Below are 23,086 nucleotides of genomic sequence, written 5' to 3' on the forward strand. Positions count from 1 at the left end.
TCAGGAGGTTGACCGTCAGGTCCAGGCGCTGACGCGGCGCGTATCCGTACAGGGCCGCGGGCCGAAGGGCCAGGGCGGTCATCGCCCCCGCGGCCTCGCCGCGCACGATGTCCTCGGCCCGCGCTTTAGTCTCGCCGTACACCGTGATCGGTTTCAGGGTGGACGTCTCGTGCACCGGCCCGTCGTTCGCGATCCCGTAGACGCTGGCGGACGAGACGAGGACGAAGCGTTCGGCTCCTGCCCTGCGCGCGGCGGTGACGACGTTGTGCGTCCCCGTCACGTTCACCTCCTGGGACAGCAAGGGGTTCAGGGCGCAGCTGGGATCGTTGGCGATACCGGCGAGGTGGATCACGGCGTCGGCGCCGGAGGCCCACCGCTCTACGGGGGCCCGGTCCCGGACGTCGGCCCGGTGGACCTCCAGCAGCGGGTGGGCCGCGAGGGTGTCCTCGCCGAACAGCAGCAGGTCCAGCACGCGGGTCCGGTAGCCCCGGGCCAGGAGCATCGGCACGAGCACGCTGCCGACGTAGCCGGCGCCCCCGCTCACGGCAACGGTGGTGAGGCCGTCGCCGCGTCGCATCACAGTTCCCTCTGCAACCGGGTCGAGGAGCGCACCAGCGGGTCGTCGGAGAACCGCACGGCCCCGCCGTATCCGGCGACCACCGCCTGCTCGGCCACGAAGCGGGCGTCGTCGGACTTGGTGTCCCGGTATTCGGCCCCTCTGATGTAGACGTCCGGCTTGAGCAGGCCGAGCAGTTCGACGGCGGTGGGGACATGGCTGGGTACGACGAAGTCCACGCATTCGAGTTCGGCGACCCATTCGATGCGCTCGGCGAGAGTGAACAGGGGACGGCCCGGTCCCTTGTTCACATGGGCGTCCGCCGTCACGGCGACCACCAGGATGTCGGCCAGTGTCCTGGCCTCCTTGAAATGGCGCAGGTGCCCCAGGTGGACCAGGTCGAAGCAGCCCTGGCTGAGGGCGACGCGTCGTCCGGCGGCGCGGGCCGGTGCCAGCACGCGTACCAGGTCGCGCGGCTCGCGGATCTTGTCCGGGCGGGTGGCGGCCGTCCGCGCCGAGGCCGGGAGGCCGGGCGGTGCGGGATGATTCACGATGGGCTCCTCCGTCGGGGTGCGGGGGACTGCAGCAGAACGGCCCGGCCGGGCAGTGAGGCACAGGTGGCGGCGGCGATGTCGCGCTGCAGCGCGGTGAGCGGATCGCCGTCCTCGGCCGGCAGCCAGGCCAGGACCCGGGCCCGCGGATCGCCGGCCACGGCCTGATAGCTGTGGTGGTTCCAGGCGCTGCCCCTGTGGAACTCCGTGCGGACGCCGAGCCGGCAGGGCAGCGCCTGCCTCGTCCGTCGCATCGTCCGGGTGGCGTCCGAGGCGCTCTCGTAGGTGACGACGTGCAGGACGCCGTCCCCTCCGAGCCCGCGCAGTAAGGGGGTCACGTGTTCCGCCGAGCCACGCGGGTCGACGTATGCGGGCCTGGGCCGGATGGTGCCGACGAGTCGCTTGTAGCGGTCGACGGCCGGATGCTCGGCGAACTTCAGCCCCAGCCGCACGCCCAGGCAGGCGGTGAGCGCGCAGACCGCGTAGAGCCGTGCCATCAGCCTCGCCGGCTCGGTCAGGTCCTCGGGCAGGGGCGGTGGCCCTACCACGGTCTCGTCCGGTGCCGCTCCGGGGCCGACCTGCCAGTGCGGTCCCGGTCTCTTCGGAGCGCTCTTGCCGCCGAGCGCCTGCCGCAGCGCCTGGAGTGCGAAGAGGTCGAGACCGCTCGGCTCCGCGTCCTGTTCCCTGTTCTGCTGCGCGTCCTGTTCCGCCTCGGTGAGGCGCAGCCGCGGGTACGGCTCGCCGTCCACATCGCAGGCCGTCGCGGCGGCCCACCTCCCCAGGTGCTCGGTCACTGTCGTGAACTGTGCGTAGGCGTCCTCCAGGGCATCGCCGTGGACGGTCGCCATGGCCAGGAGGAAGGGTGTGCTCAGCGGCGCCCCGAACAGCGCGGTGGTCGGGGCTTCCGGCAGGAGGCTCATCCGCGCGCCCTCCAGCCGTACCGGTGTGAGGCGCGTGCGCGCTCCCAGTACGGCGGCCAGGCGCACGGTCTCCAGGGTCCGGCCGGACTCGGAGGCCACCACGAGCGCCGCGGGCCGCGGCAGTTCGGCCACCCTGGGCGCGTCGAGCCTGTCCAGGACCCGCAGACGGTGGCCGGCGTCGGCCGATTCGGCCACGGCACGGGCCGCGAACGCCCAGCCGCCGGTACCCACCAGCAGCAGCGTCCCTGGCCGGGCGGGCCGGGGGCGGACCTCCCGCAACACCTCCCGCAACACCGCGTCGACGCGGGGCCAGGGCGGTGGCAGTACCCAGCCGAGCCGGGGGCTGCCCTCGACCGCGGCGAGTGCGGCCACCCGCCCGGCGGCCCCGTGGCGCACCCCGGCCGCCGCGTCCCGCACCGCTGCCCACAGACCGGTGGCGGTGCGCGGGCCGGAATCCCTCAACGATTCCACGGGGGTTCCTTCCGTACGACGTGGCCGGTGAGGGCGAAGTCGATGACCACGCGCAGCGCGGGAGTGGCGTGCAGCGTGCCGGTGGCGAGGAGTTCCGCCGCCGCGTCCGGCACCGCCTCCAGCGAGACGGTGTGGGTGATCAGCCGGTCGAGAGCCATGGCGGAGGGGCCACGCTCCTCGCACAGGGTCACGGCGGTACGGAAGTCGTCCGCCCGTCCGCCCCGGTTGCCGGTGAGGGTCGCGCGCCGTCCGGTCGGTGCGGTGACCTCCTGTGCTCGCGCTGCCGCACGGACAGCGCTCACGTCCACGCCGTCGCCTCCCTGGACCGTTAGCGTGCGGCCCGCCGGAAAGCCTCCGAACATGTGCAGGACGCCGCCGTCGGCGAGAGCGGGCCAGAGCGCCTCGACCACATCGGGCCCGACTCCACCGCCGACCGCCACCACCATGGCGTCCACTCCCCCGTCGCCGGTCGAGCGGCGTACGGCGTCCGCGGACCGTCCGTCCAGGGCGATGACCTGGGAGGCGGGGCAGATGCCCAGGGCGACGGCCTGACGGCGGGTCCGGGCGGACCGGGTGGCCAGCAGGACCGACCGCACGCCTCGTCGCCGGGCCAGCATGGCGTGCAGCAGACCGGCGGTACCGGCACCGACGACGAGCAGGCTGTCGGGCGGGCGGACGGAGGCGATCAGGTCGTGGGCCCTGACGACGGAGGCCAGCGGCTCGATCAGGACCGCCCGCGGGTCCGCGGCTCCGGTGAGCGGTACGACCTGTCCGCGGCGGACCAGTCCGGCGTCGAAACTCAGCAGTTCACCGAAGACGCCGGGCCGGTTGTGCCCCAGCTTGTCGTCGTCGTCACGGGGGTTGTTGGGGTTGACCGTGACGAGGTCGCCCTCCTTGACACCTTCCACGTCCCTGCCGACCTCGACGACCTCCGCCACGCACTCGTGGCCCAGGACGCCGGGCTCGCAGGAGCGCTCGCCGCTCAGTATCTGCAGGTCGGTGCCGCAGATGCCGGCGTAGCGGGTCCGCAGCAGAACGTGTTCGGCGCCGCAGACGGGTCGCTCGGTGGTCCGCATGATCAGCCGGTGCTCGTTGACCGGTTTGACGATCATCCGGTTCTGCTGCCGCTGGTCGTGCGTGTAGGCCGCCATTCCGGCCAGCGGCGCGACGTCGGCGTCGTCGGGTATGTGCAGCAGGTCGTCCCAGTCGGCCGCCGTCCAGTCCCTGAACCAGCCCGCCGGTACGGCGAGTTCGGCGAGGTCGCGCCGCAGTGCGGTGAACCAGGGCTCGCCCACGCCGTGCGCGAAGCCGCCCACCACCACGGCCCGGCGCAGTCCGAGGTCGCCGCACAGCTGGAGCAGGCGGGCCGCCAGCGGCCTGGTGCCCCGGTGCAGGATCCCCGCGGTGAAGGCGTCCTCGGTGGCGGCGGCACGGGCCAGGGCGGAGGCGTCGATGCGGGTCGGGTCGCCGCGGGTCTCCCGGCCGAGGGCGGAGTCGCGGAACGCGCTCGGGTGACGGCGCGCCTCCATGCCGGCGATTCTGATCATTCCGGGGCCACTGGCGTACGCGCAGAGGTCACCGACCGCCCCGCATTCGCACCACGGCACACCGAGCCGTTCCAGGTGGGCCCGCGCCTCCGGGTCCGCGGCGGCGGCCGCGCGGAGCAGGTCGGACGGGAGCCTCTCCCCCGGCCCGGAGGCCAGGACGGTGTGCCCGGACTCACCACCCGTCAGCTCCGGGCCCGCCAGCACACGGTGTTCGGCGGGCAGGCCGGCGTCGTACACCTTGAAGGCGACGCCCGTGCTGACCGTGGCGAGGACGAATCTGCCGAGGTGGCGGTAGTGCCAGGCGGCCGCGGCCACGTCGTTGAGGACGCGGATCCGGGCGCCCGGCAGGCGGTCGGTCAGGGCCCGCACCACGTCGAACCCGTAACTGGGCTCCAGCCAGAGGACGCTGGCGTCCCGCACGATGCCGTGCCGGCCGACGACCGCGCCGAAGGACACGCCGATGTCCTCGGCCGACCCGGGATGCTGCCGGTCCAGGCGCAGGACGTGGTCGGCGATCTGGTCGAAGAGAGCGTCGCGGAGCCGGGCCACGTCCGTGTCCGGGGCGGTCCTCGGCGACGGGGTCGCACACCGCAGCGTGGTCCCGGTGAGCACGCCGTCGCGATGGGCCGACAGTCGCGTGGTGGTGCCTCCGACATCGACGACCAGGCCGCGACCGGTCATCGGGCCCGCTCCGCCAGGTCGGCGCAGACAGCGCGCATCATGGCGGGGCTGAGCTCCTCTGCGTGATGGATGAACCCCCCGGACCCGATCCTCGTCGGCACCACGAGATGGGGTGCTCCGCCCTTGTGCGCGCTGATGTCCTCGCACAGCCAACGCCAGAGCCTCTCCGGTGCGCACAGCGGGTCGAACACGGGGAGTCCGACAGAGGTCAGCAGGGTGAGCAGCCGTTCGCCCGCCGCCGCCGGAAGTCGGCCGGCCTCGACGGCCAGCCGGGTCGACACCGCCATGCCGACGGCCACCGCCTCGCCGTGCCGCAGTCGGTGGCTGGAGGCGGATTCCAGCAGGTGGCCGAACTCGTGCCCGAAGTCCGGGAGTCGGCGGACCTCCTCCTCGTAGGGGTTGGCCCTGAGTTCGTCGAGCATCGCGGTGATCGACCGGCTGATGATCCCCAGGGTGCGCGGTGTCACCCGCCCGTCGGACACCTCCGCGTGGTGGGCCTCCAGCAGGGAGAACAACCGGGCGTCCGTGACCGCGGCGATCTTGATCGCCTCGCTGAGTCCGCAGCGCAGTTCCGCTCGGGGCAGCGTGCGGAGAAAACCCGGGTCGCACAGGCAGGCCATGGGAGGGTGGTAGCCGCCGAGCAGATTCTTGCGCCCCACGGCGTCCACGCCGACCTTGAGCCCGATCCCGGCGTCGATCATGCCGACCAGGGTGGTGGGGACACGCACGTACGGGGTCGCCCCGCCCCGCAGCAGCGCGACCGTGCCGACCAGGTCGAGTACGGTGCCGCCTCCGACGCCGAGGATCAGGTCCGCGGGACCGAGGCGCATGTCCTCGGCGATCCCCAGAAGGGCTTCCAGATGCTGACGGCCCTTGAGGGCGGGCCCGCTGGTCAGCGGCAGGACACGAAATTCGGCGAGGCGGCCGCGGTACCGCTGGGCGGCACACCAGTCCCGTACCTCGCGCAGCACCTGGGGGGAGAAGTCGTCCACCACGGCGAACAGCCGGCCGCCCGCCGGCAACCAGTCGTCCAGTCGGCTCCCCTCGGGGGAGAACACCTCGTCGGTGGAGAACACCTCCTCGGTGAAGCCGACATGGGTCCGCAGGTGCCGGGTCTGTGTCCTGGCCATTCCCACCAGGGTGTCCAGGGCCGACTCGCGGGCGCGTGCGCGGACGGCGGGAGTGGCGGGGGCAGCAGGAATGGCGGAGGCGGCGGGAGTGGCGGGGGTGGGCGCGACCGCGCCGAGTTCCCGCAGCAGTGCCACCTCCGGTGGGTGAAGCGGCTGGGTGAGCAGTGCGTCGACGTCGATCAGTACGTTCGACCGTCGTCGTCGCACGCTGGAACCGCCGGCGAGCCGGGCCCGCCCGGCGGCGCGCACGGCCGCGACGGCCGAGGGCAGGTCCGCCACGATCTGGACGGCGTGGCTGTGTCGCCGCAGCAACGCGGCCGTCACCAACAGCGCGTCGCCGGCCTCGCCCGCTCCGCTGAGCAGGAACGCGTCCTTGCGCCCCACGCCGGCGGCCAGGGCGGCCTCCGCCAGCTGCTCGACCTGCGTGAGCGTGGGCGGCCCGGAGGCCGCGGGGAGGGTGAGGGTCCGGTATCCGTCCAGGCGTCCGGCCGCGCACTGGGCGTCGAGGTAGGCGTGCAGACGCCGCGGGGCCCGGTCGCCGACGACCACCACCAGGAGGCGGCGGGCTCCGTTCAGGCTCTCCCACAGGTGTGTGTCGGCGGGGTCGAGGAGGCCGCGTACCGCAACGACCCGTGTCTCCGAGCGCTCCTCCACGGCCAACGGGCCGAGGGGGGTGAGGGGAGTGGGGGGTGCGGGGCGCGGGGCCCTGGCCGCATCGGCCGCGTACGCGCTCATGTCGGTGCCTTCTCCGCGCGGTCCTGCGCGGGGCCGGAGTGGGGAGCGTCCTCGGCGGGAGTCTCGAGTGTGACGACGACCTTCAGATCGTCCGGCCGTCGCTCCAGCGCCTCGTGCCATCGGTCGAGGGGCACCTGACGTGTGATCAGGTCGTCGAGCCAGTCACGGTCCGCACGGGCCAGGGCCTGGACGGCGTCGGCGTAGTGGCGGCGGGCGGCGTTCACCGTGCCGAAGAGCACGCCGTTGTACGGGACGAGCCGGCGCATGGCCGATGCCAGTGCGGGCGACGGCCCCTCCGCGCCCGCGGTGAGGCCGAGCAGACAGACGACGGCGTTGCGGGCGATGAGGTCGAGCGCCCCGGCCAGCACGTGCGGCGCGCCGGTGGTCTCCAGCACGACATCGGGTTCCACACCGTCGAGCCGCTCCAGCGGGGTGACTCCCAGCCGGTCGGCCAGCGAGGTCCGGCGAGTGGTCCAGGTGCGTGTGTAGAGGAACGTCCGGTACCCGCGCTGTGCGGCCAGCAGAGCCGCCAGCAACCCCAGGGGGCCCGCCCCGGTCACCAGGACGCAATGCGGGTGCTCACGCGGACGCATGGCGCTGATGCGCTCCCACGCCTTGGCCAGCACGCTCACCGGCTCCGCCAGGACACCGCGGGCCGCGATGCCCGGGTCGACGGGCACGGTGAACTCGGGTGCGGCGCACCACAGTTGGGCCCCGTATCCGTCACGTCCGGTGATCCCGCAGGAGGTGTAGCGGCCGTTGCGGCACGCGTCCCACTCTCCTGCCGCACAACTGACGCAGGGCACCGGATCCGGTCTGCGCACCATGCCGACGACCAGGTCACCCGGCGCGTACGGCGAGTTCGCGGGGGCCGTCACCACGCGTCCCAGGGACTCGTGTCCGAGAACGAGTCGGTGGCGACGCTCCGGAGGCCGGCCCTTGTGGCCGAGGACGACGTCACGATCCGTACCACAGATCCCGACCGCGATACCGCGCACCAGGAGTTCACCTTCCTCGGGCTCGGGTCGAGGCCTGGATTCGATCGCCGCCGATGTTCTCTCTCCAGGGACAACTGACATCACCAGCACGGCAGAACCAAAACACAGGCACATCCGTGACAGCAAGGAATCAAGCAGGACTCCGCCACCTTTTTCACATTCGAATCGATTCGACGGCACCCTTCGTCGAATCGATTCGAATGCGCGCGAGAACCGGCCACTTCGGCGGGACTGGCGAAAAAGGACACCTCCGCCTATTGACTTCGAATATCCAGGTCACGCACATTCGGTCCGGTCGACCGTCGGCCGCGCGCCCCTTCGCGCAGAAGGAGGAACATGCCGTTCCAACAGCCTTTGGTACCGCCTGTGCTGCATGTGGCCGATCCCGTCGACCTTCCGCTGCGCGACCACGGCGAGGGCGGACTGTGCCAGGTGACGCACGCCCGGGTGACCCTACGCCGGGAGGACGGCTGGGAGCTGGAGGTGACGGGGAGCACCGGCGAGACGCTCTTCGTCGAGGTGGCGGCCGCCGATGAGGGCGCGGTGCGGGTGCGGCTGGCTCCGGACCGCGAGACCAGGGGCAGGGCGACGACCGCCACCACCCTGGTCCGCCCCCGCACCGACCTCGACGCAACGGTGCGGGAGTCGGACGGCGTACTGCGCCTGGAGACCGGGCAGTTGGTGGTGGAGCTGGAGCTCGACCCATGGCAGGTGCGGTTCCTCGACTCGTCGGGGCGGCTTCTCACCGCGCAGAACGGCATCGAGACCGACATAAGTCAACGGCTGCGCGTCCTGCCGTTCGGACGCTCGTCCGTCGACGGTGAAATCGTCGCCTATCACGAAACCTTCACCGCACAGGCGGACGAACACTTCTACGGCTTCGGCGAGAAGTTCACGGCTTTCGACAAGCGTGGTCAGCGCATCACGAGCTGGAACTACGACGCTTTCAGCGCGGAATCCGAACGCGCCTACAAGAACATTCCCTTCTATCTCTCCACCCGCGGATACGGTGTGCTCGTCGACACCGGCATGCCGGCCGAGTTCGACGTCTGCCACTCCACCCATTCCTGCGTCCAGATCACGGTCCCCGACCGGCTCCTCGACTACTACGTCATCGCCGGGCCCGAGCCGGCCCGGGTCATCCGGGGATACCACCGGCTCACCGGACGGCCCGAGGTGCCGCCCTCGTGGGCCCTGGGCACCTGGATCTCCACCGGCTACGCCGCCGAGGACGGTGGCGGCGTCGAGCTGGCGGAGTCCCAGGAGCGGGTGCTCCACCTCGCCCGGACCATCCGGGAGCGCGACATCCCGTGCGACGTCCTGCACATCGACACCCAGTGGCAGCGGTTCGACCACTGGTCGGACCAGCAGTGGGACACCAAGAGGTTCCCCGCCCCCGAGGCCATGCTCAAGGAGCTCGCCGACCTGCGCTTCCGGGTCTGCCTGTGGATCAACCCGTACATCAGCCGGCTCAGTCCCGTCTTCGAGGAAGCGGAAACGCACGGCTTCCTCATGCGGAGGGCGGACGGCTCGACGTACATCGCCGATTCCTGGCACGGCGACCAACCCGCGTGCGGCATCGTCGACTTCACCCATCCCGGCGCGGTCCGCTGGTTCCAGGACCAGCTGCGTGTCCTGCTCCGCAGCGGAGTGCACGTCTTCAAGAGCGACTTCGGCGAAGGCGTGCCGGTCGACGCGCACGCGGCCAACGGGATGACGGGCGAGGAACTGCACAACGTCTACACGCTGTTGTTCAACGACGTGGTCGCCGACGTCACTCAGGAGGTGCACGGCCACCGCGTGCTCTGGGCGCGCTCGTCGTTCACCGGGGGCCAGCGGCATTGCGGTCAGTGGAGCGGCGACACCAACGCCACCTTCACCTCGACGGCCAGTGTGCTGCGCGGTGGGCTGTCGTACGCGCTGAGCGGCGTCCCCTTCTGGACCCATGACATCGGTGGGTTCACCGGTCGGCCGACGGCGGAACTCTATGTGCGGTCGGCGCAGTTCGGCGCGCTGTGTCCGCTCACCCGCTTCCACGGAACGACGAGCCGGCTTCCCTGGGACTTCGGTGAGGAGGCGGAGGCCGCCGTACGGGACGCGCTGAAGCTGCGCTACCGGCTCATGCCCTATCTCCTCACCGCCGCTCTGGACGCCGGTGACACCGGACACCCCGTGATGCGGCCCCTGCTGGTGGACGCATTCGACGACCCCGCCACCTGGTCGGCCGACCTGGCCTACCTGCTGGGACCGGACCTTCTGGTGGCACCGGTGGTCAATCCCGTGGACGCCACCCACCCCGTCTATCTGCCCGGCGGTGACTGGATCGACTTCTGGACGGGCGAGACCCACACCGGCGGCCGTTACATCACGGTGGGCACCCCCCTGGAGCGCATTCCCCTGTTCGCCAGGGCGGGCTCGGTGATTCCCGTCGCCGTGCCCGGCGCCACCGTGGGCGACACGTTGACGGACGACCTCCACCTCGTGCAATGGGGCCCGGGAACAGGGCGCTGCCGTCTGCGCGACCACGAGCACGTCACCGAGGTCCGGGCGGTTCGCCAGGGACGGCGCGTCGACATCGAGACGGTCGGCCCGGCTCCGGTGCGCAGCGTGGCGTTCCCGCCCGTCGCCGACACCTCACCGCCCGACGAGGTGGTGGTCGACGGCGAGCGGTTCACGCTCACCACCGTCGACGGGGTACCGACGGCCGTCGGGCGAACCGCGTGACCCAGCACGTGTCGAGCAGCCCCCGCTCCGCCCTCGTGGTGCTCAGCGGCACCTGGGGGGCCTTCTGGGGCACCTGGTCGGCGCTGCTCCCGGCCGTTCTGGAGCGCGCCGACGCCACGCCGGGCGAGCTCGGTCTCGTCCTCACCGCGGTCCCGCTGGGCGCCATCCCGGCGATGGCGCTGGTCGGCAGGATCGCCGTCGGCCGCGAGCACCGGGTGCTGCTGCTCACCACCGGCGCCCTGGCCCTCGGCATCGTCGCGCTGAGCTCGGTCAGCGGTCTCGGCGGCCTCGGCGTCGCGCTCTTCCTGGTGGGTGCCACCAGCGGAGCGCTGGACGTATGCCTCAACGCCGCCACAGCACGCGCCGAACGGGTCAGCGGCCGCCCCCTGTTCCAGGCCGTGCACGCCGCCTTCCCGGTGGCCGTGATCACGGCGGCCCCGCTGACCGGGCTGGCCCGGCAGTCGGGCGTGAGCATCGCCACCGTGCTCCTGCTGTGCGCCGCCGCCCTGCTCGGTTCCGCCCTGCCCCTCCTGGGACAGGCGGCCAAGGACCACGCGCGGCGCCACACCGATCCCGCGGCCCCGGCGGCGCCGCACTGGCGGTCGGCCTGGCTCTGGGGCGCCGCGGTCGGTGTGCTGGGCGGGTGCCTGCTCGTCGTGGAGAACGCCGTAGAGCAATGGTCGGTGCTCCTGCTGGAGCAGGACAAGGCCGCTTCCGTCGTCCTGGCGAGCGCCGCACCGGCCGTGTACATGGCGGCACTGACGGTCTCGCGGCTGGTGGTGCAACGACTGCCGCGGCTGCGCACCCGCGACCTCAGCGTGCTCGCCGCGGTGGGCGGCTGCGGGGGCTTCGCCTGGGCCGCCCTCGCTCCCACGGCCGAGGCCTCCCTCGCCGGGTTCGCCGTCTCGGGTCTCGCCTTCGGCCCCTTGATGCCGGCGCTGCTCAGTCATGCGGGGCAGCAGGACGCGAGCGGCTACACGGTCTCGGTGGTCTCGGCGGTCTCGTACGGCGCCTTCCTGATCAGCCCGCTGCTCGTGGGCTCCCTCACCAACTGGATGTCGCTGCCCGGCGCCCTGGCCTGCCTGGCCGTCATGGCACTCCCACTGCTCGGTGCGGCGGTGGGGGCCAGGGTACGGCCCGACTGGCGACAGCCGCGCCTTCGTCACGAACCGATGCAACGGAGCCCGTCATGACCCTCGCCCACGGAACTCCCGTGCTGCGCAGGCACTTCGAGCACAAACAACTCACCCGCGTGTGGGTCGGGCATGTCGTGAGCGACGACGAGCGCGGGCTGCTCATGTGGATCGCGGACGGCAGCCCTTCCCGAGACGTCATCGCCGCGGACGGGCGCCGCTTCGACGAGGTGCCGTTCACCGAGTGGGGACGCACGCCCAAAGCCTTCGACGAGAGCCCCTGGCGCGGGGACGCCCTGATGTTCCACCCGGTGGGTGAGGGCTTCTCCGTCTGGTGGTTCTTCACCGCGGAGCACCGATTCCGGATGTGGTACGTCAACCTCGAACGGCCGGCCGTCCGATGGTCCGACGGAGCACTCGCCGGCCTGGACACGGTGGATCACGACATCGACGTCGTCGTGACACCGGACCGGCGCCGGGAATGGAAGGACGAGGAGCTCTTCGCCGAGTTCATCCGCCACGACCACTACTGGGTGGAGGACGAGGCGGCGGTCCGGGCCGCCGGCGCGAAAGCCGTCTCCCTGGTCGACAGCGGCAGCTTCCCCTTCGACGGCAGTTGGTGCGACTTCCGCCCCGACCCCGCCTGGCCCGTTCCCGCTTCGCTGCCCGTGGGCTGGGACCGTCCACGGGCATTCTGACCACCGGGGCGGTACCGATGGACATCGACCTCGCCACCGCACAGGCGGTCGTCTTCGACTTCGACGGGCTGCTGGCGGACACCGAACCGTCATGGGAACGCGCCGAGCGCCACGTCTGGGAATCCTTGGGCGGCAGGTGGACCGCCGATGTCCGCGAGGCGACCTACGGCGCGAGCCTGGCGGACGCGGCGGCGGCCCTGGCCCGTGGGACGGGCCACCCCGAGGCAGCGGCGCGGGTCGCCGATCGTCTGCTGCGCGCGTTCGAGGACGACGTGGCCATCCACGGAGTGCCCCTGCTCCCGGGCGCCGAGGCGCTGGTGCGCGATCTGCACGGCCGGGTCCCGCTGGGTGTCGCGTCCAACTCTCCCCCGGGCCTGCTGCGGCGCATGCTCACCCGTACCGCCCTCCGCGACGCCTTCGACACCGTGGTAGGCGCCGAGGCGCCCTTGCGGCCCAAGCCCGCTCCCGATGTGTATCTGGCCGCATGCGCCGAGTTGAACGCCGCCGCGCCCCTGTCCTACGCGTTCGAGGACTCGCCTTCCGGCATCGCGGCCGCCCGGACCGCGGGGCTGCGCGTGATCGGCATCGGACCGCGGGCCCGGGGCGAAGCGGGGTGCCGAACGGCACGAGCGCTCACGGAGGTGCGGCGCCGCCCGCGAGACGCCTCCGCCGAACCGGCGCCCGCTCCCCACCGCGGCAGCCGTCCCCTGAACTCCGAGGAAGAACCGGAACTGCCGTCCCCGAACCCCGAGGAAGAAGGAGACAACCGTGTTCGAGATCCAGCTCAGTGCCGCGGACCTGACGCAGGTGGACGAAGTGCTCGACGCGCTTACCGGTGATCTGGGTTCCGTGGAGGACACCGACTTCCAGCGAGCGGCCGCCGTCCACGCACACCGGCTGCCGGAGAACCTGCGCCGTCGGCTCAACCACTTCCGGTTGACCGAGGCATCCGGCGCCTGCGTGATACGGGGCTTTCCGGTCGCCGCCGAACGGATCGGTCCGACACCGGAGCACTGGAGCGAACGGCCGGCGGTGTCGCCCGCGTTGCGCGAGGAAGTGTTCTTCTACCTGTGCGCCCAGCTGCTGGGCGACCCCGTCGCCTGGGCCACCGAGCAGAACGGGTTCGTCATGCACGACATCCTGCCCGTCCGGGGCCACGAGCAGGAACACATCGACTCCGGGTCCGAGGTCCTGCTGACCTGGCACACCGAGGTCGCCTTCCATCCGTTCCGGGCGGACTACGTGGCCCTGATGTGTCTGCGCAACCCCGACGCGGTCGAGACCACGTTCGCCGATCTCGACGACCTCGACATCCCGGAGGCCGATCTGCGGATCCTCTTCGAGGACCGCTTCGTCATCCGTCCCGACGAGATCCACCTCGACCCCGGTCGCTCCAGCGTCAACCGCGCGCCGGAGGAGCTGTCCGCGTTGATCGAGGAAAGCTACCAGTGGGTGCGCGCCATGGACGAGAACCCCGTCCCCGGCCCTCTGCTCTTCGGGAACCGGCGTCGGCCGTACCTGTGCATCGACCCGTACTCCATGGACGAGCCGCAGGACGACGACGCCAAGACCGCCTTCAAGAACCTGTGCGCCGAGATCGAGCGCAACATCCAGCCCCTCGCCCTCTCGCCCGGCGACATCGTCTTCATCGACAACTTCCGCTCGGTGCACGGCCGCAGGCCCTTCAAGGCCAGGTTCGACGGCACCGACCGCTGGCTCAAACGCCTCAACATCGCCCGGGACCTGAGGAAGTCCAGCAGGACGCGGCTCACGGCGGACAGCAGGGTCATCTACTGACACATCAGGCTCCCTGTTCAATGCCGCGCGCGGCAGCGGCGGGGGCGAAGGACGCCGAACCGGTGCTCCTGGTCACCGAATTCCCCCTGCGCGTCGCGGTCGCGGTGGCGGTGATGCGGGGCGGACGGGGCGTCACGGCAGGCCTGGCGGTTCACCACGTCACCCTCGACGGCGCCGGACCGGCGCTCACTAGGCATGCGGCAGCGCCGAGACAGGCCGGCCTCCGAAGGCCATGCGGCAGGACGGGTGGTCGTTTCGTAGGTCCGGTCAGACCCAGTCGGGGATGTGCTCCTCGGCATAGCGGGCGCCGAATCCACCTGCGGGGAGGATCTCGTGGATCGCGGCAAGATCGGCCTCGGTGAGGGTGACGTCGGTCGCGTGGGCGTCTTCCTCCATGCGGGCGGCGCTTCGGGTAGCCGGCTGGACGCCCACTGGGAACCGGTCGACATCCTGGTCTCCGTCCACCAGATCGCCACCGCCTGGGCTGCACAGCCCGACCTGCTGCCCCCCGACGACGAGGGTCGCGCCAGGTTCCTGGCGAAGCGCCGAGCCGCCGTCATCTCGGCCGTGGAGCGCCTGTTTCCCGCGACCACGAACGTTCTCTCCTCACCTTGCCGCGTCCCGCGGTCAGTTCTCAGTCGTCCAGGACGACGACGTGCTTGCCCGGCGTGGTGCCGAACTCGACGTCGGCCTGGGCATCGCGGACCTGTTCCAGGCCGTGGTGGGCCTTCGCGACCGGGACTTTGAGACGCCCTGCGGTGATGGCCTGGAGCTGGCGGGCGAAGACCTCGGCCGAGAGGTCGGCGGCCTGACCGCCGTAGGACGTCAGCCGCACCCCGCCCGGGATCATGAACGGGCTGAAGTCGGGGATCGTCCACTGACCCGCCAGGGCTCCGGTGAAGCAGACCGTGCCGTGGCGGCGGACGGCGTCGAGGGTGTCGGCGAGGACCGAGCAGCCCACCAGCTCCAGTGCGGCGTCGACGCCGTCCGGCATCAGTTCGCGCACCTGGTCGGCGATGGTGCCGTTGTCGACGAGGGGATGGTCGACACCCGCGGCCCGCAGTTCCCCGGCCCTTTCCGGGGTGCGGGTGGTGGACAGCACGGTGGCTCCGAGGTCCTTGGCGATCGTGGCCGCGCTCAGTCCGACCGTGGAGGTGCCGCCGCGGATCAGCAGCGTCTGCCCGGCCTTGAGGTCCAGGCCACGGGTCAGCGATCCGTAGGCGGTCTGGAACATCTCCGGCAGCGCACCGACGACCTCCCACGGCAGGCCGGTCTCGAACGGGATGACCTGGTTCGCGGGGACGCTCACGTACTGCGCGTACGCGCCGTCGTAGGAGCGACCCATGCCGCCCATCATGGTCGCCACCTGCTGCCCCGGCCGCAGCCCGCTGTCCTCGTCGGCCTCATCGACCACACCGACGCCCTCGATGCCGGGGATCCGCGGGTAGGTGACCTCCGCGTCGGACTCGCCCTTGCGTGTGGTGACCTCGGACTCGTTGACGCCGAACGCCTTCACTCTGATCCGAACCCAGCCGGGCTTGCGTACGGGCACCGGAACATCCTTGATCTCCAGTGCGTCGAGGCCGCCGGGCCGGGTGACGACGACGGCCCGCATCGTCGCGGGTGCGGCGCCATCGGCTGCTGTCGGTCGGCTCATGCCGAGCTCCTTCTTCTGTTCGCGCCCGTGGTGTGCTGGTCCGTGTCACCCGCCGGCCGTCAGGGACGGTCGATGCCCTCCCACAGGTCGAGGGCGGCCTGGTAGTGGGCGCCGGCCTCGAAGGGCGGGCTGCCGACGCTCCCCGAAGTGGGCCGGTCCCCGACATCGGGCCACAGGCGGGTCTGCTCGCCGGTGGCGAAGTCGAGCACGATGTCGCGGATACGTGTGTCACGTTCGGCCTGCTCAGGGCTGCGACCCGGCTTCTCCTGGCCGACCAGGGCGTACATCTCGGTGCCGTGCACGGCGGGCGCGCCCTCGGCGGGCCCGATCATCAGCAGACGGGCGGTACCGCCTGCCGCGGCGTGGGCCAGAGCACCGCGGGCGGCGGGGAGGCCGAAGATGTAGTCCGACAGCAGTGCGGCGCGGACCTCGGCCGGGGTGCGGCCGCCCTGGTCGTAGGCATCGACGATCTTCTTGGCGCGGGAGCGGGGGATGCGCCACCCGGCGACCTCGTCGACGATGCGGTCGACGGAGTGCGGGTCGAACCGGTCGAGGTCGTTGGCCACCCACCAGCCCATGTCGTCACTGGCCATGCTCAGCAGCACGTCGACATCACGGTGTGCGCCCGAGGCGAGTTCGTCCATGGGATGCGAGTGCAGCACCGCGCCGGGCTGTCCGGTGTCCAGGACGACACCGAGGCTCTTGCTGTCCATCCCGCCACGGACTCCGAGGTCCGTCGGGGTGACCTTGTGCAGGGCAGCCACCAGGGAGTCCGTGTCGAGGTCGAGCAGCTTCCCGGGGTTGTCCGCGACGCCGAGTTCGGTGACGAACCGGTGCGCGAGTTCCTCGGCCCACCAGGCCGGCTGGAGACGCGAGGGTCCGGCGGAGAACCCGGCCAGCCGACGGTACAGGCCGTTGCCGGAGGCGGCACCGAGCAGCCCGAAGGTGGCATAGGCGCCGCCGCTGTGGCCATAGACGGTGACGTTGTCCGGGTCACCGCCGAACTGGGCGATGTTCCGCTGGATCCAGGTCAGCGCGGCGATGACGTCCTGCAGACAGAGGTTGCTGGCCTCGGCAAGCGGCCCGCCGTACTGCGAGAGCGAGACCGCGCCCAGGGCGCCGAGCCGGTAGTTCACCGACACGCTCACCACGCGCCCCGTCGCGGCGAGACCTGAGGCGTTCGAGGTGATCTGTGTGTTCGCGCCGTACTCGAATCCACCGCCGTGGATGTACACAGCCACCGGGAGCGCCTTGCCGGCCGACCGCTCGGGGGCCCACACGTTCAGGTTCAGGCAGTCCTCACCCATCCCGCTCTCCGCCTCCAGCCAGTCACCGCTGTCGGGCTGGACGGAGACGACCCCCTTGCGGTCATAGGGGCGGTCCGGAGCGAAATCCACGACCACGGGCCGGCGGTACCGCTCGGCGGTGGCGTACGGGATTCCCCACCAGGACCGCACCCCTGGTTCAGTCGGAGCCTTGGGAACGGAGGCGGTCATGACATGTCCTTCCAGCGCGGTACGGGTGTACGCGCGGTGCTTCGGCTGCTGGTTTGCCCGTGGTGACGTCTGCCATCGTTTCCCGGGATCCGACAAAGCGCCTGGCGAGAGGCGGTCACCTGATGGTCAACAGGTGACACTTCCTTACCTCTCCTCTTCGCGTGGCCCAGGCCGCCGAGGGGAGACCTCAGCGGTCCGAGATCTGCCGTCAGCGGGCCCGGTGGACCCCGGCCAGGGGAAGTCTCGGAGGGTGTCCGATGGTGAGTTGACGGGGCGCGGATCTGATCAGCTCAGTTGTGGTGGGGCCCAGGCGTGGTGCCGAAGGATCATGCGCGTTGCGGCGCGGGAGGGTGTCAGCCGCATCGCTGTGTTCCGCAGAGTGACGGCCAGGGGGTGGGAGAGCCGCTGCCCCATCCGGCCGGCCTGGCGGGCGGCGCGCGCGACGGCCTGGCTGCGCGGTCGGCGCTCGGCGTCGTAGCGTGCGAGCGCGGCCGGCATGGTGGGCTCGGTGGCCAGTGCGGCGGCCAGCGCGACCGCGTCCTCCAGTGCCCGGCAGGCGCCCTGTCCGAGGTTGGGAGTCATCGCGTGTGCCGCGTCGCCGAGCAGCGCGGTCCGGCCGACCGTGTACGAGGGGAGCGGCGTGCGGAGTTCGTTGACGTCGTGGTGCAGCACGGCGGCGGGCCGGGTCGCGTCGAGCAGGGCGGGGATCGGGGCGTGCCAGGTATGGAATCGTCTGCGCAGTTCGTCCACTGGGTCGGCGAACCGCGTCCCGGCGGGGAGGTTGAGGACGGCGTGCCACTCGGCCCGCCCGTCATGGAAGGCGATGTGCCCGAATTCGGCGCCGTGCCCCCAGGTGAGTTCGAAGTCGGTGGACAGGTCGACCGCCTGCTCGGTGATGGTGCGCAGCACCGTCGAGCCGCTGTAGACCGGACCGGGGTGGGCTGGGAAGAGACGGCTGCGCACTGCGCTGCCGACGCCGTCGGCCGCCACCACCAGATCGGCGTCCAGGACGGTCTCGCCGCAGCCGACTCGAACCCTCCCGGGGGCGATCTGCTCGACCGAGTCCGTCTCGGAGCCGATCAGCAGTGCTTCGTCGGGCAGGGAGTCGCGGAGCAGTCGGTGCAAGGTGGAGCGGGGGATGCCCGTGATCGGTGCGCCCACCGCCTTCTCCAGCGCCGAGCCGTCCATCCGGGCCAGCCAACTGCCCCTGCGGTGTGCGAGTGCCGCCGTTGTACTGGCCTCGCGAGGCATCCCGTACCGCGTCGCCGACGCCGAGTTCATCCAGTGTCCGCAGGCCGTTGGCGGCCAGTGAGATGCCCGCCCCGCGTCCTCGAGCGAGGAGGCACGCTCGACCACCGTCACGTCCCATCCGATGCGGCGCAGTCCGATCGCGGCGGCCAGGCCGCCGATGCCCGCGGCTCTCGACGTACTACTGGCCGACGAAGGGATCCGCGGCCTGACCCACCGTGCGGTCGACCGCAAAGCGGCCATGCCGGCCGGCACCACCTCGGCCTACTTCCGCACCCGAGCCGCGCTGCTCACCGGACTGGTCACACGCCTGGTCCAGCTCGACCAGGCGGAACTGCAGGCCATGGCCGAAGAGCTTCCACCTCTGCGCACCGTCGAGGAACTGGTGGACGGCATGGCGCTGCTCACCCGACAGCGACTCACCGGCGAGGGCCGCCGCCGCTCGCCCGCTACGCCTGCGCCGTCGAGAGCGTGCGTGACCATGAGCTGCGCGAGATCCTCGTACCCCGCGAGAACGCCGGCCGCGATGCTGTCCGCCTGTTCCTCGCCGCGCAGGGCGTGACGGACGTCGAGAATCGCAGTCACACCCTGCTGACCTGCATCGACGGACTGGTCTTCGACCGGCTGGTGAGCGGCGGCGAAGTACCGCGCGAGGCCTTCGAAGGCCTGGTCGCCGCCGCCCTGCGTTAGGCCTTGGGCATCCACGGTCTCCTTCGAACCGGCCTGCGGCCTCATCTGTCTCCGCCGCCCACGCCCCCATTTCCGGTTGCTGCCCCCCCCTGTGATGCGGAGTTGGTTCACGGTGGCGCCGCAGCCGACGCGGGCCGCGCGAGCAGATGAGCCGACAGGAGAGGGGGCGGTCGGGGCGATCAGTAGAAGCGGCGGACGAAGACGTCCGACTTGCCGTTGGTGTCGCCGGGCACGATGTCGTCGGCCGCGGAATGGAAGACCACGTCACGCCCACCGGAGCTGACCGCGTCGGTCCCGGCCGAGGCGGGCTGGTTCGAGACGACCTCCTCGGTGCCCGTCTCCAGGTCGCGCAGCATCAGCGACGGTCCGCTCGTGTCGTTGGGGGCGTACAAGAGATAGCGTCCGGTGGGATCGATGGCCACGCCCCGTACGTTCGGCACCAGTTGTTCGGCGCCCGAGCTCTCGTCGTGGACGTAGGTGTCGGAGCCCGAGAGATAGACGACCTTGCTGCCGTCCCTGCTGAGCTGGACGAGTGTCGCCGCCTTGGACGGGCCCTCGATCGGGCCGGAGGAGGTGTCGTCGGTCCGGTCCCACACGAAGACGTCCTCCGTCTGGCCGTCCTGGTAGGCGACGAAACGGCCGTCGCCGCTGATGGACGGCCGGGCCGAGACGGGGTGGCCGAACTCGGCGACGGTCTGCGCGGTGTCCGCCTGCCAGTCCCGTACCTCGATGCGCTGCCAGGACGGCGGTCGAGTGAAGGTGGCGACCTGGGCCAGGTAGCGGCCGTTCGCGCTCAGAGACGGCTGACTGCAGCTGAGGCCCGGGCAGTTGATGCCGATCGTGCTTCCCGAGCTCACCTGAGACAGGAAGACCTTCGTGTTTCTCATCAACTGCCCCCAGAAGGCGACGTATTGCCCGTCGCCGCTGATCACCGGGCGCTGGATCGTGGAGGTGATGCTGCTCATCTGCGTGGTCTGGCTCGTCCGCTGGTCGCGAACGTACACCTCGTCCCCTGTCCCCCGGTTGTCGGGGATGAGGTTTGTCGCCGACGAGGAGAAGGCGATGCGCCGGCCGTCGGTCGTGATCGTGGCGCCGGCGGAGTCGCCGTCCCCCTGGGTGCCGTCGGACGCGACGCTGATCCGCTCGACTCCGGCTCCGCTGCCGCTCGTGACACCCGCCGCGGTCATGGGCCCGGCCGAAGCGACTCCCGGCAGCATCGTCGTAACCGCGCAGACCACGAATGTGGCGCCTAACGCGGCCCTCATACGTCTGGTGAAGCTCTGATTCGTGTTCCCCATCGTTTCCCCCCAAATGCAGGACGTGGTCCTTCTCCCCCGGTCCCCACCGGAGGGCCACAAGCATGCAACCGTGATGGCGCTGTGGGGTCAATGTGTCGCATGACTAATGAGAGGCGCAGTTCCGGACAGGTGTGAGCGGCCGGATTCGCAACCGGCGAAGGTCCCATGCGGTTGGAGTCCGGACTCGACAGCGACGAAGGGGAGAGCCGTGGCCAAGGTCAGCATCAGTCTCGATGCCGAGTTGGTGGTGGAAGTGATGGTCCTCGCCGGCGTCGGATCGCCCCAGGACGCCGTCGAACTCGTCGTGCGCGACTACATCGCCCGTGGTCATCGCACCGAGGCGCGCACGGAACTGAAGGACCAGAAGCTGCGCGAGGTCGAGATCAAACCGCAGGAGTCACAGGGATGATCACTCGCAGCGGCCGCCGGTGACGCGATCGAAGAATACGTACGCTGCTACTCCCCTACTCCCCTACTCCCCTACTCCCTGCCCGGTGGCATCCGCGCGATGCTGTCCATCTACCGGGCGATACTCGTCGACGCCGAGCAGAACCGGCAAGCGGCACAAAGGACGTCGGACATCCCGGTGCTGGCCCTCGACGGCTCGGCCTTCATCGGCGACCGCGGCAGAAGTAGTCCCACACCTCACCGCCTCTATTGACCGGTCAATTGGTTAAATGTACGGTCCCCAAGTGACCGTGCCGCTCTACGTGCAGATCAGGCGGGAGATCGAGGCCAGGATCCGGGCCGGAGACCTGCCTCCCGGCGCCCGGCTGCCGACCGAGAAGGACCTCTCCACCCAGCACGGCGTCAGCCGCGCCACAGCACAGCGCGTCCTGAACGACCTGGCCGAGGCGGGGCTGGCCATCCGTCGGCGCCGCCACGGAACGTTCGTCGCAGACGTGACGCGGCAGATCAATCTGCTCAACTTCGTCACTCCCGCGACAGCCGCGAAGGGCGTACCCGGCCGGCACGAAGTCATCTCCGCACGGATCGTCAGAGCCGCCGACGCCGTCCTGCCCCTCCCGGGCGCCTCCGCCGACACCGCCGTGGTGGAACTGATCCGCCGCAAGCTCGACGTACGCGAGGAGCCTCAGTCACTGGAGCGGCACGTCGTCCTCTTCGCCGCCGCCCCCGACCTGCTCGACGAGGACCTCGAAGAGCTCGTCACCCTGCCGTATCTGCAACGCCGTGGCGTGGCGCTCGACGCGATCCGCCTCTACCTCGACCCGGTCACCCTCGGCGAGACCGAGGCCGCCTTGCTGAACAGTCGGATCGGGACGCCCGCGCTGATGCGGCGCCGGGAACTGCTGGCAGGCGAGGACCACGCCATCGAGGTGGTCACCACTCTCGTCCGTCCGGGAACCGCCGAGTTCTTTCTGGAGCTTCCGGTCCCCACCGGCTGAGCAGCACACCGCTGTTCGGAAAGGACCAGTGCACACCATGAAGGTCATCGTCATCGGAGCCGGCGCACTGGGTGTGGCGGTCGCCAGGCAGCTCGCCGTCGCCGGCGAGGACGTGCTCCTCCTCGATCAGCAGGGAGCCGGCACCGGTACCACCGCGACCACCTTCGCCTGGACCAACTCCAGCCGGAAGCTCGATCCGCGGTACCACCGGCTGAACCTCGCGGGCATGCAGGAGCACGCCAGGCTCGCCGAGCAACTGCCCGGAGCACCGTCGTACTTCCCCAGCGGAGCGCTGCAGTGGGCGGACGCCGCACAGGAACAGCGGCTCGCCGACAACGTCGAACGTCTGCAGTCACTCGGCTACCCCGCTCGCTGGGTCACACGTGACGAGGCATCACGGCTCGCGGGCGACCTCCGCGTCCCGGCCACCATCACCTCCATCGCGCACTTCCCCGGCGAGGGATACGTTCTGCCGGACCGCTTCGTGCGCAACCTGCTGACAGATGCCCGACAGCACGGGGCCACATACGCGATCGGCGAGGTCACGGCCATCGACGACGGGCCGGACCGGGTGACCGTCACCCTGGCCGGAGGCGAGACCCACAGCGGCGACCGGGCCGTCCTGGCGACCGGCCGCTGGACACAACGGCTGGCCGCACGGGCCGGGATCGACATTCCGATGGTGACGGACACCGGACGCGGGGCACCGCCCGTCGGCCTCATCGGCCACGCGCGCTCCCCCGAAATCGACCTGCGCTGCGTGGTCCACAGCCCCGGTCTCAATCTCCGCCCCGCAGGCAACGGCCACACCGTCCTGCAGGCACTCGACCTGAACGCAGCTGTCGATCCGGCACACCCGCCGACCCCCGACGGGGACATCGCCACCACCCTCGCCCGCCGCTTCCGCGCGCTGCTGACCGACAACCACCGCACACCGGCGATCGACCTGCGCATCGGCATCCGGTCACTGCCCGCCGACGGCCACACCATCGCCGGCTACGCCTCCCCCACGTCCCGTATCTACTGCCTCGTCACCCACAGCGGCATCACCCTGGCCCCGATCCTGGGACGCCTCGTCGCCGCCGAGCTCACGACCGACCAGGCCCAGGACCTCCTCACCGCCTTCCGGCCCACACGCTTCACCGGCCCACAACGCCCGGACACCGAGACCGACCAACACGCCACCCACCTCGGCGACCAATAGCCGGCGCCCCTCCCCCACGGCGAACTCCCGCCCCGCGCAGGACCCCGATCTGACAGCTCGCACTGGCCGACGCCACGTCGAGGGTCTGGGAGACGAGCTTGTCGCGCAGCGCCGGGGGACCGCCGACCAGCCGAGCCGCAGCCCGG

General features: G+C 71.1%; 20 protein-coding genes and 2 pseudogenes. 11 read left to right on the forward strand and 11 right to left on the reverse strand.

Annotation, left to right across the window (positions count from 1 at the left end; all coding sequences use genetic code 11):
• From K4B79_RS35580 to K4B79_RS35605, 6 genes are all read right to left on the reverse strand, one after another.
• Window positions 1-577, reverse strand: a 577-nt coding sequence (locus tag K4B79_RS35580; RefSeq protein WP_232031552.1) for an NAD-dependent epimerase/dehydratase family protein, incomplete at its 3' end; no start/stop codon positions are given.
• A complete protein-coding gene (locus K4B79_RS35585) occupies window positions 577-1,107 on the reverse strand; it encodes an adenylyltransferase/cytidyltransferase family protein (protein WP_232031554.1) in 531 nt (176 codons plus the stop codon). The genes K4B79_RS35580 and K4B79_RS35585, both read right to left, overlap by 1 nt.
• On the reverse strand, window positions 1,104-2,498 hold the full coding sequence (locus K4B79_RS35590) for a hypothetical protein (RefSeq protein ID WP_232031555.1): 1,395 nt from the start codon (window positions 2,496-2,498) through the stop codon (window positions 1,104-1,106). Before K4B79_RS35590 ends, K4B79_RS35585 begins: the two co-directional genes overlap by 4 nt.
• Window positions 2,486-4,726, reverse strand: coding sequence for an ROK family protein (locus tag K4B79_RS35595; protein WP_232031556.1), 2,241 nt, complete (start codon window positions 4,724-4,726; stop codon window positions 2,486-2,488). The genes K4B79_RS35590 and K4B79_RS35595 overlap by 13 nt, the downstream gene beginning before the upstream one ends.
• Window positions 4,723-6,591, reverse strand: a complete 1,869-nt coding sequence (locus tag K4B79_RS35600; protein WP_232031557.1) for a 3-dehydroquinate synthase family protein — start codon at window positions 6,589-6,591, stop codon at window positions 4,723-4,725. The genes K4B79_RS35595 and K4B79_RS35600 overlap by 4 nt, the downstream gene beginning before the upstream one ends.
• Window positions 6,588-7,703 (reverse strand): alcohol dehydrogenase catalytic domain-containing protein, encoded by a 1,116-nt coding sequence (locus K4B79_RS35605; RefSeq protein ID WP_269464379.1) that lies wholly within the window; start codon window positions 7,701-7,703, stop codon window positions 6,588-6,590. Before K4B79_RS35605 ends, K4B79_RS35600 begins: the two co-directional genes overlap by 4 nt.
• A 222-nt stretch (window positions 7,704-7,925) precedes the next feature.
• On the opposite strand from K4B79_RS35605, the gene K4B79_RS35610 reads away from it, so the two are divergent.
• The 5 genes from K4B79_RS35610 to gntD are packed head-to-tail and all read left to right on the forward strand — an operon-like array spanning window position 7,926 to window position 13,941.
• Window positions 7,926-10,313, forward strand: a complete 2,388-nt coding sequence (locus K4B79_RS35610; protein WP_232031559.1) for a TIM-barrel domain-containing protein — start codon at window positions 7,926-7,928, stop codon at window positions 10,311-10,313.
• A complete protein-coding gene (locus K4B79_RS35615) occupies window positions 10,310-11,506 on the forward strand; it encodes an MFS transporter (protein ID WP_232031560.1) in 1,197 nt (398 codons plus the stop codon). The genes K4B79_RS35610 and K4B79_RS35615 overlap by 4 nt, the downstream gene beginning before the upstream one ends.
• Window positions 11,503-12,144: a DUF402 domain-containing protein gene (locus tag K4B79_RS35620; RefSeq protein WP_232031561.1), complete on the forward strand. Its 642-nt coding sequence runs from the start codon at window positions 11,503-11,505 to the stop codon at window positions 12,142-12,144. The genes K4B79_RS35615 and K4B79_RS35620 overlap by 4 nt, the downstream gene beginning before the upstream one ends.
• A gap of 17 nt (window positions 12,145-12,161) precedes the next feature.
• On the forward strand, window positions 12,162-12,983 hold the full coding sequence (locus tag K4B79_RS35625) for an HAD family hydrolase (RefSeq protein WP_232031562.1): 822 nt from the start codon (window positions 12,162-12,164) through the stop codon (window positions 12,981-12,983).
• A complete protein-coding gene (gene gntD, locus K4B79_RS35630) occupies window positions 12,913-13,941 on the forward strand; it encodes a guanitoxin biosynthesis L-enduracididine beta-hydroxylase GntD (protein ID WP_232031563.1) in 1,029 nt (342 codons plus the stop codon). Before K4B79_RS35625 ends, gntD begins: the two co-directional genes overlap by 71 nt.
• A gap of 267 nt (window positions 13,942-14,208) precedes the next feature.
• On the opposite strand, the gene K4B79_RS48020 is transcribed toward gntD, so the two are convergent.
• Complete coding sequence (locus tag K4B79_RS48020) at window positions 14,209-14,337, reverse strand: hypothetical protein (protein ID WP_269464364.1); 129 nt, start codon at window positions 14,335-14,337, stop codon at window positions 14,209-14,211.
• On the opposite strand from K4B79_RS48020, the gene K4B79_RS48720 reads away from it, so the two are divergent.
• Window positions 14,320-14,688 carry a hypothetical protein gene (locus tag K4B79_RS48720; RefSeq protein ID WP_374208545.1) on the forward strand — a complete coding sequence of 123 codons (369 nt, stop codon included), beginning with the start codon at window positions 14,320-14,322 and terminating at the stop codon, window positions 14,686-14,688. The two genes, K4B79_RS48020 and K4B79_RS48720, sit on opposite strands and share 18 nt — an antisense overlap.
• Here the strand turns inward: K4B79_RS48720 and K4B79_RS35635 are convergent.
• The 3 genes from K4B79_RS35635 to K4B79_RS35645 all read right to left on the reverse strand — a co-directional run bounded on the left by K4B79_RS35635 (window position 14,576) and on the right by K4B79_RS35645 (window position 18,585).
• Complete coding sequence (locus K4B79_RS35635) at window positions 14,576-15,598, reverse strand: alcohol dehydrogenase catalytic domain-containing protein (protein WP_232031564.1); 1,023 nt, start codon at window positions 15,596-15,598, stop codon at window positions 14,576-14,578. The two genes, K4B79_RS48720 and K4B79_RS35635, sit on opposite strands and share 113 nt — an antisense overlap.
• 59 nt (window positions 15,599-15,657) lie before the next feature.
• Window positions 15,658-17,094, reverse strand: a complete 1,437-nt coding sequence (locus tag K4B79_RS35640; RefSeq protein ID WP_232031565.1) for a carboxylesterase family protein — start codon at window positions 17,092-17,094, stop codon at window positions 15,658-15,660.
• Between the two features lie 285 nt (window positions 17,095-17,379).
• Entirely contained in the window at window positions 17,380-18,585 is a 1,206-nt protein-coding gene (locus K4B79_RS35645; protein WP_232031566.1) for an FAD-dependent monooxygenase, read from the reverse strand.
• Between K4B79_RS35645 and K4B79_RS35650 the strand changes: the two are divergent.
• Window positions 18,503-19,032 (forward strand): annotated as a pseudogene (locus K4B79_RS35650) (TetR/AcrR family transcriptional regulator). The gene K4B79_RS35645 and the pseudogene K4B79_RS35650 sit on opposite strands and share 83 nt — an antisense overlap.
• A 179-nt stretch (window positions 19,033-19,211) precedes the next feature.
• On the opposite strand, the gene K4B79_RS35655 reads toward K4B79_RS35650, so the two are convergent.
• The gene (locus tag K4B79_RS35655) at window positions 19,212-20,219 is read right to left on the reverse strand and encodes a TolB family protein (protein ID WP_232031567.1); all 1,008 of its coding nucleotides are present in this window, start codon (window positions 20,217-20,219) and stop codon (window positions 19,212-19,214) included.
• A 319-nt stretch (window positions 20,220-20,538) separates the two neighbouring features.
• Between K4B79_RS35655 and K4B79_RS35660 the strand changes: the two genes are divergently transcribed.
• The 4 genes and pseudogenes from K4B79_RS35660 (at window position 20,539) to K4B79_RS35675 (ending at window position 22,940) form a co-directional block, all read left to right on the forward strand.
• Window positions 20,539-20,739 carry a type II toxin-antitoxin system VapB family antitoxin gene (locus tag K4B79_RS35660; protein ID WP_232031568.1) on the forward strand — a complete coding sequence of 67 codons (201 nt, stop codon included), beginning with the start codon at window positions 20,539-20,541 and terminating at the stop codon, window positions 20,737-20,739.
• Between the two features lie 9 nt (window positions 20,740-20,748).
• Window positions 20,749-20,964: pseudogene (locus K4B79_RS35665) on the forward strand (hypothetical protein); the annotation flags it as partial.
• 58 nt (window positions 20,965-21,022) lie between these two features.
• Window positions 21,023-21,736: a GntR family transcriptional regulator gene (locus tag K4B79_RS35670; RefSeq protein WP_232031570.1), complete on the forward strand. Its 714-nt coding sequence runs from the start codon at window positions 21,023-21,025 to the stop codon at window positions 21,734-21,736.
• Between the two features lie 37 nt (window positions 21,737-21,773).
• Window positions 21,774-22,940 (forward strand): NAD(P)/FAD-dependent oxidoreductase, encoded by a 1,167-nt coding sequence (locus K4B79_RS35675; RefSeq protein WP_232031572.1) that lies wholly within the window; start codon window positions 21,774-21,776, stop codon window positions 22,938-22,940.
• The last annotated feature ends 146 nt before the right edge of the window (window positions 22,941-23,086 follow it).

The organism is Streptomyces lincolnensis (genome assembly GCF_021173675.1).
GTDB classification, from domain to species: Bacteria; Actinomycetota; Actinomycetes; order Streptomycetales; family Streptomycetaceae; genus Streptomyces; species Streptomyces lincolnensis_B.

Coding starts and splice junctions, on each gene's coding strand:
- K4B79_RS35640 (WP_232031565.1), bottom strand. CDS start 17,094: ATGACCGCCTCCGTTCCCAAGGCTCCGACTGAACCAGGGGTGCGGTCC.
- K4B79_RS35675 (WP_232031572.1), top strand. CDS start 21,774: ATGAAGGTCATCGTCATCGGAGCCGGCGCACTGGGTGTGGCGGTCGCC.
- K4B79_RS35610 (WP_232031559.1), top strand. CDS start 7,926: ATGCCGTTCCAACAGCCTTTGGTACCGCCTGTGCTGCATGTGGCCGAT.
- K4B79_RS35595 (WP_232031556.1), bottom strand. CDS start 4,726: ATGACCGGTCGCGGCCTGGTCGTCGATGTCGGAGGCACCACCACGCGA.
- K4B79_RS35635 (WP_232031564.1), bottom strand. CDS start 15,598: ATGAGCCGACCGACAGCAGCCGATGGCGCCGCACCCGCGACGATGCGG.
- K4B79_RS48020 (WP_269464364.1), bottom strand. CDS start 14,337: ATGGAGGAAGACGCCCACGCGACCGACGTCACCCTCACCGAGGCCGAT.
- K4B79_RS35600 (WP_232031557.1), bottom strand. CDS start 6,591: ATGAGCGCGTACGCGGCCGATGCGGCCAGGGCCCCGCGCCCCGCACCC.
- K4B79_RS35620 (WP_232031561.1), top strand. CDS start 11,503: ATGACCCTCGCCCACGGAACTCCCGTGCTGCGCAGGCACTTCGAGCAC.
- K4B79_RS35645 (WP_232031566.1), bottom strand. CDS start 18,585: ATGGCCGCTTTGCGGTCGACCGCACGGTGGGTCAGGCCGCGGATCCCT.
- K4B79_RS35655 (WP_232031567.1), bottom strand. CDS start 20,219: ATGACCGCGGCGGGTGTCACGAGCGGCAGCGGAGCCGGAGTCGAGCGG.
- K4B79_RS35605 (WP_269464379.1), bottom strand. CDS start 7,703: ATGTGCCTGTGTTTTGGTTCTGCCGTGCTGGTGATGTCAGTTGTCCCT.
- K4B79_RS35625 (WP_232031562.1), top strand. CDS start 12,162: ATGGACATCGACCTCGCCACCGCACAGGCGGTCGTCTTCGACTTCGAC.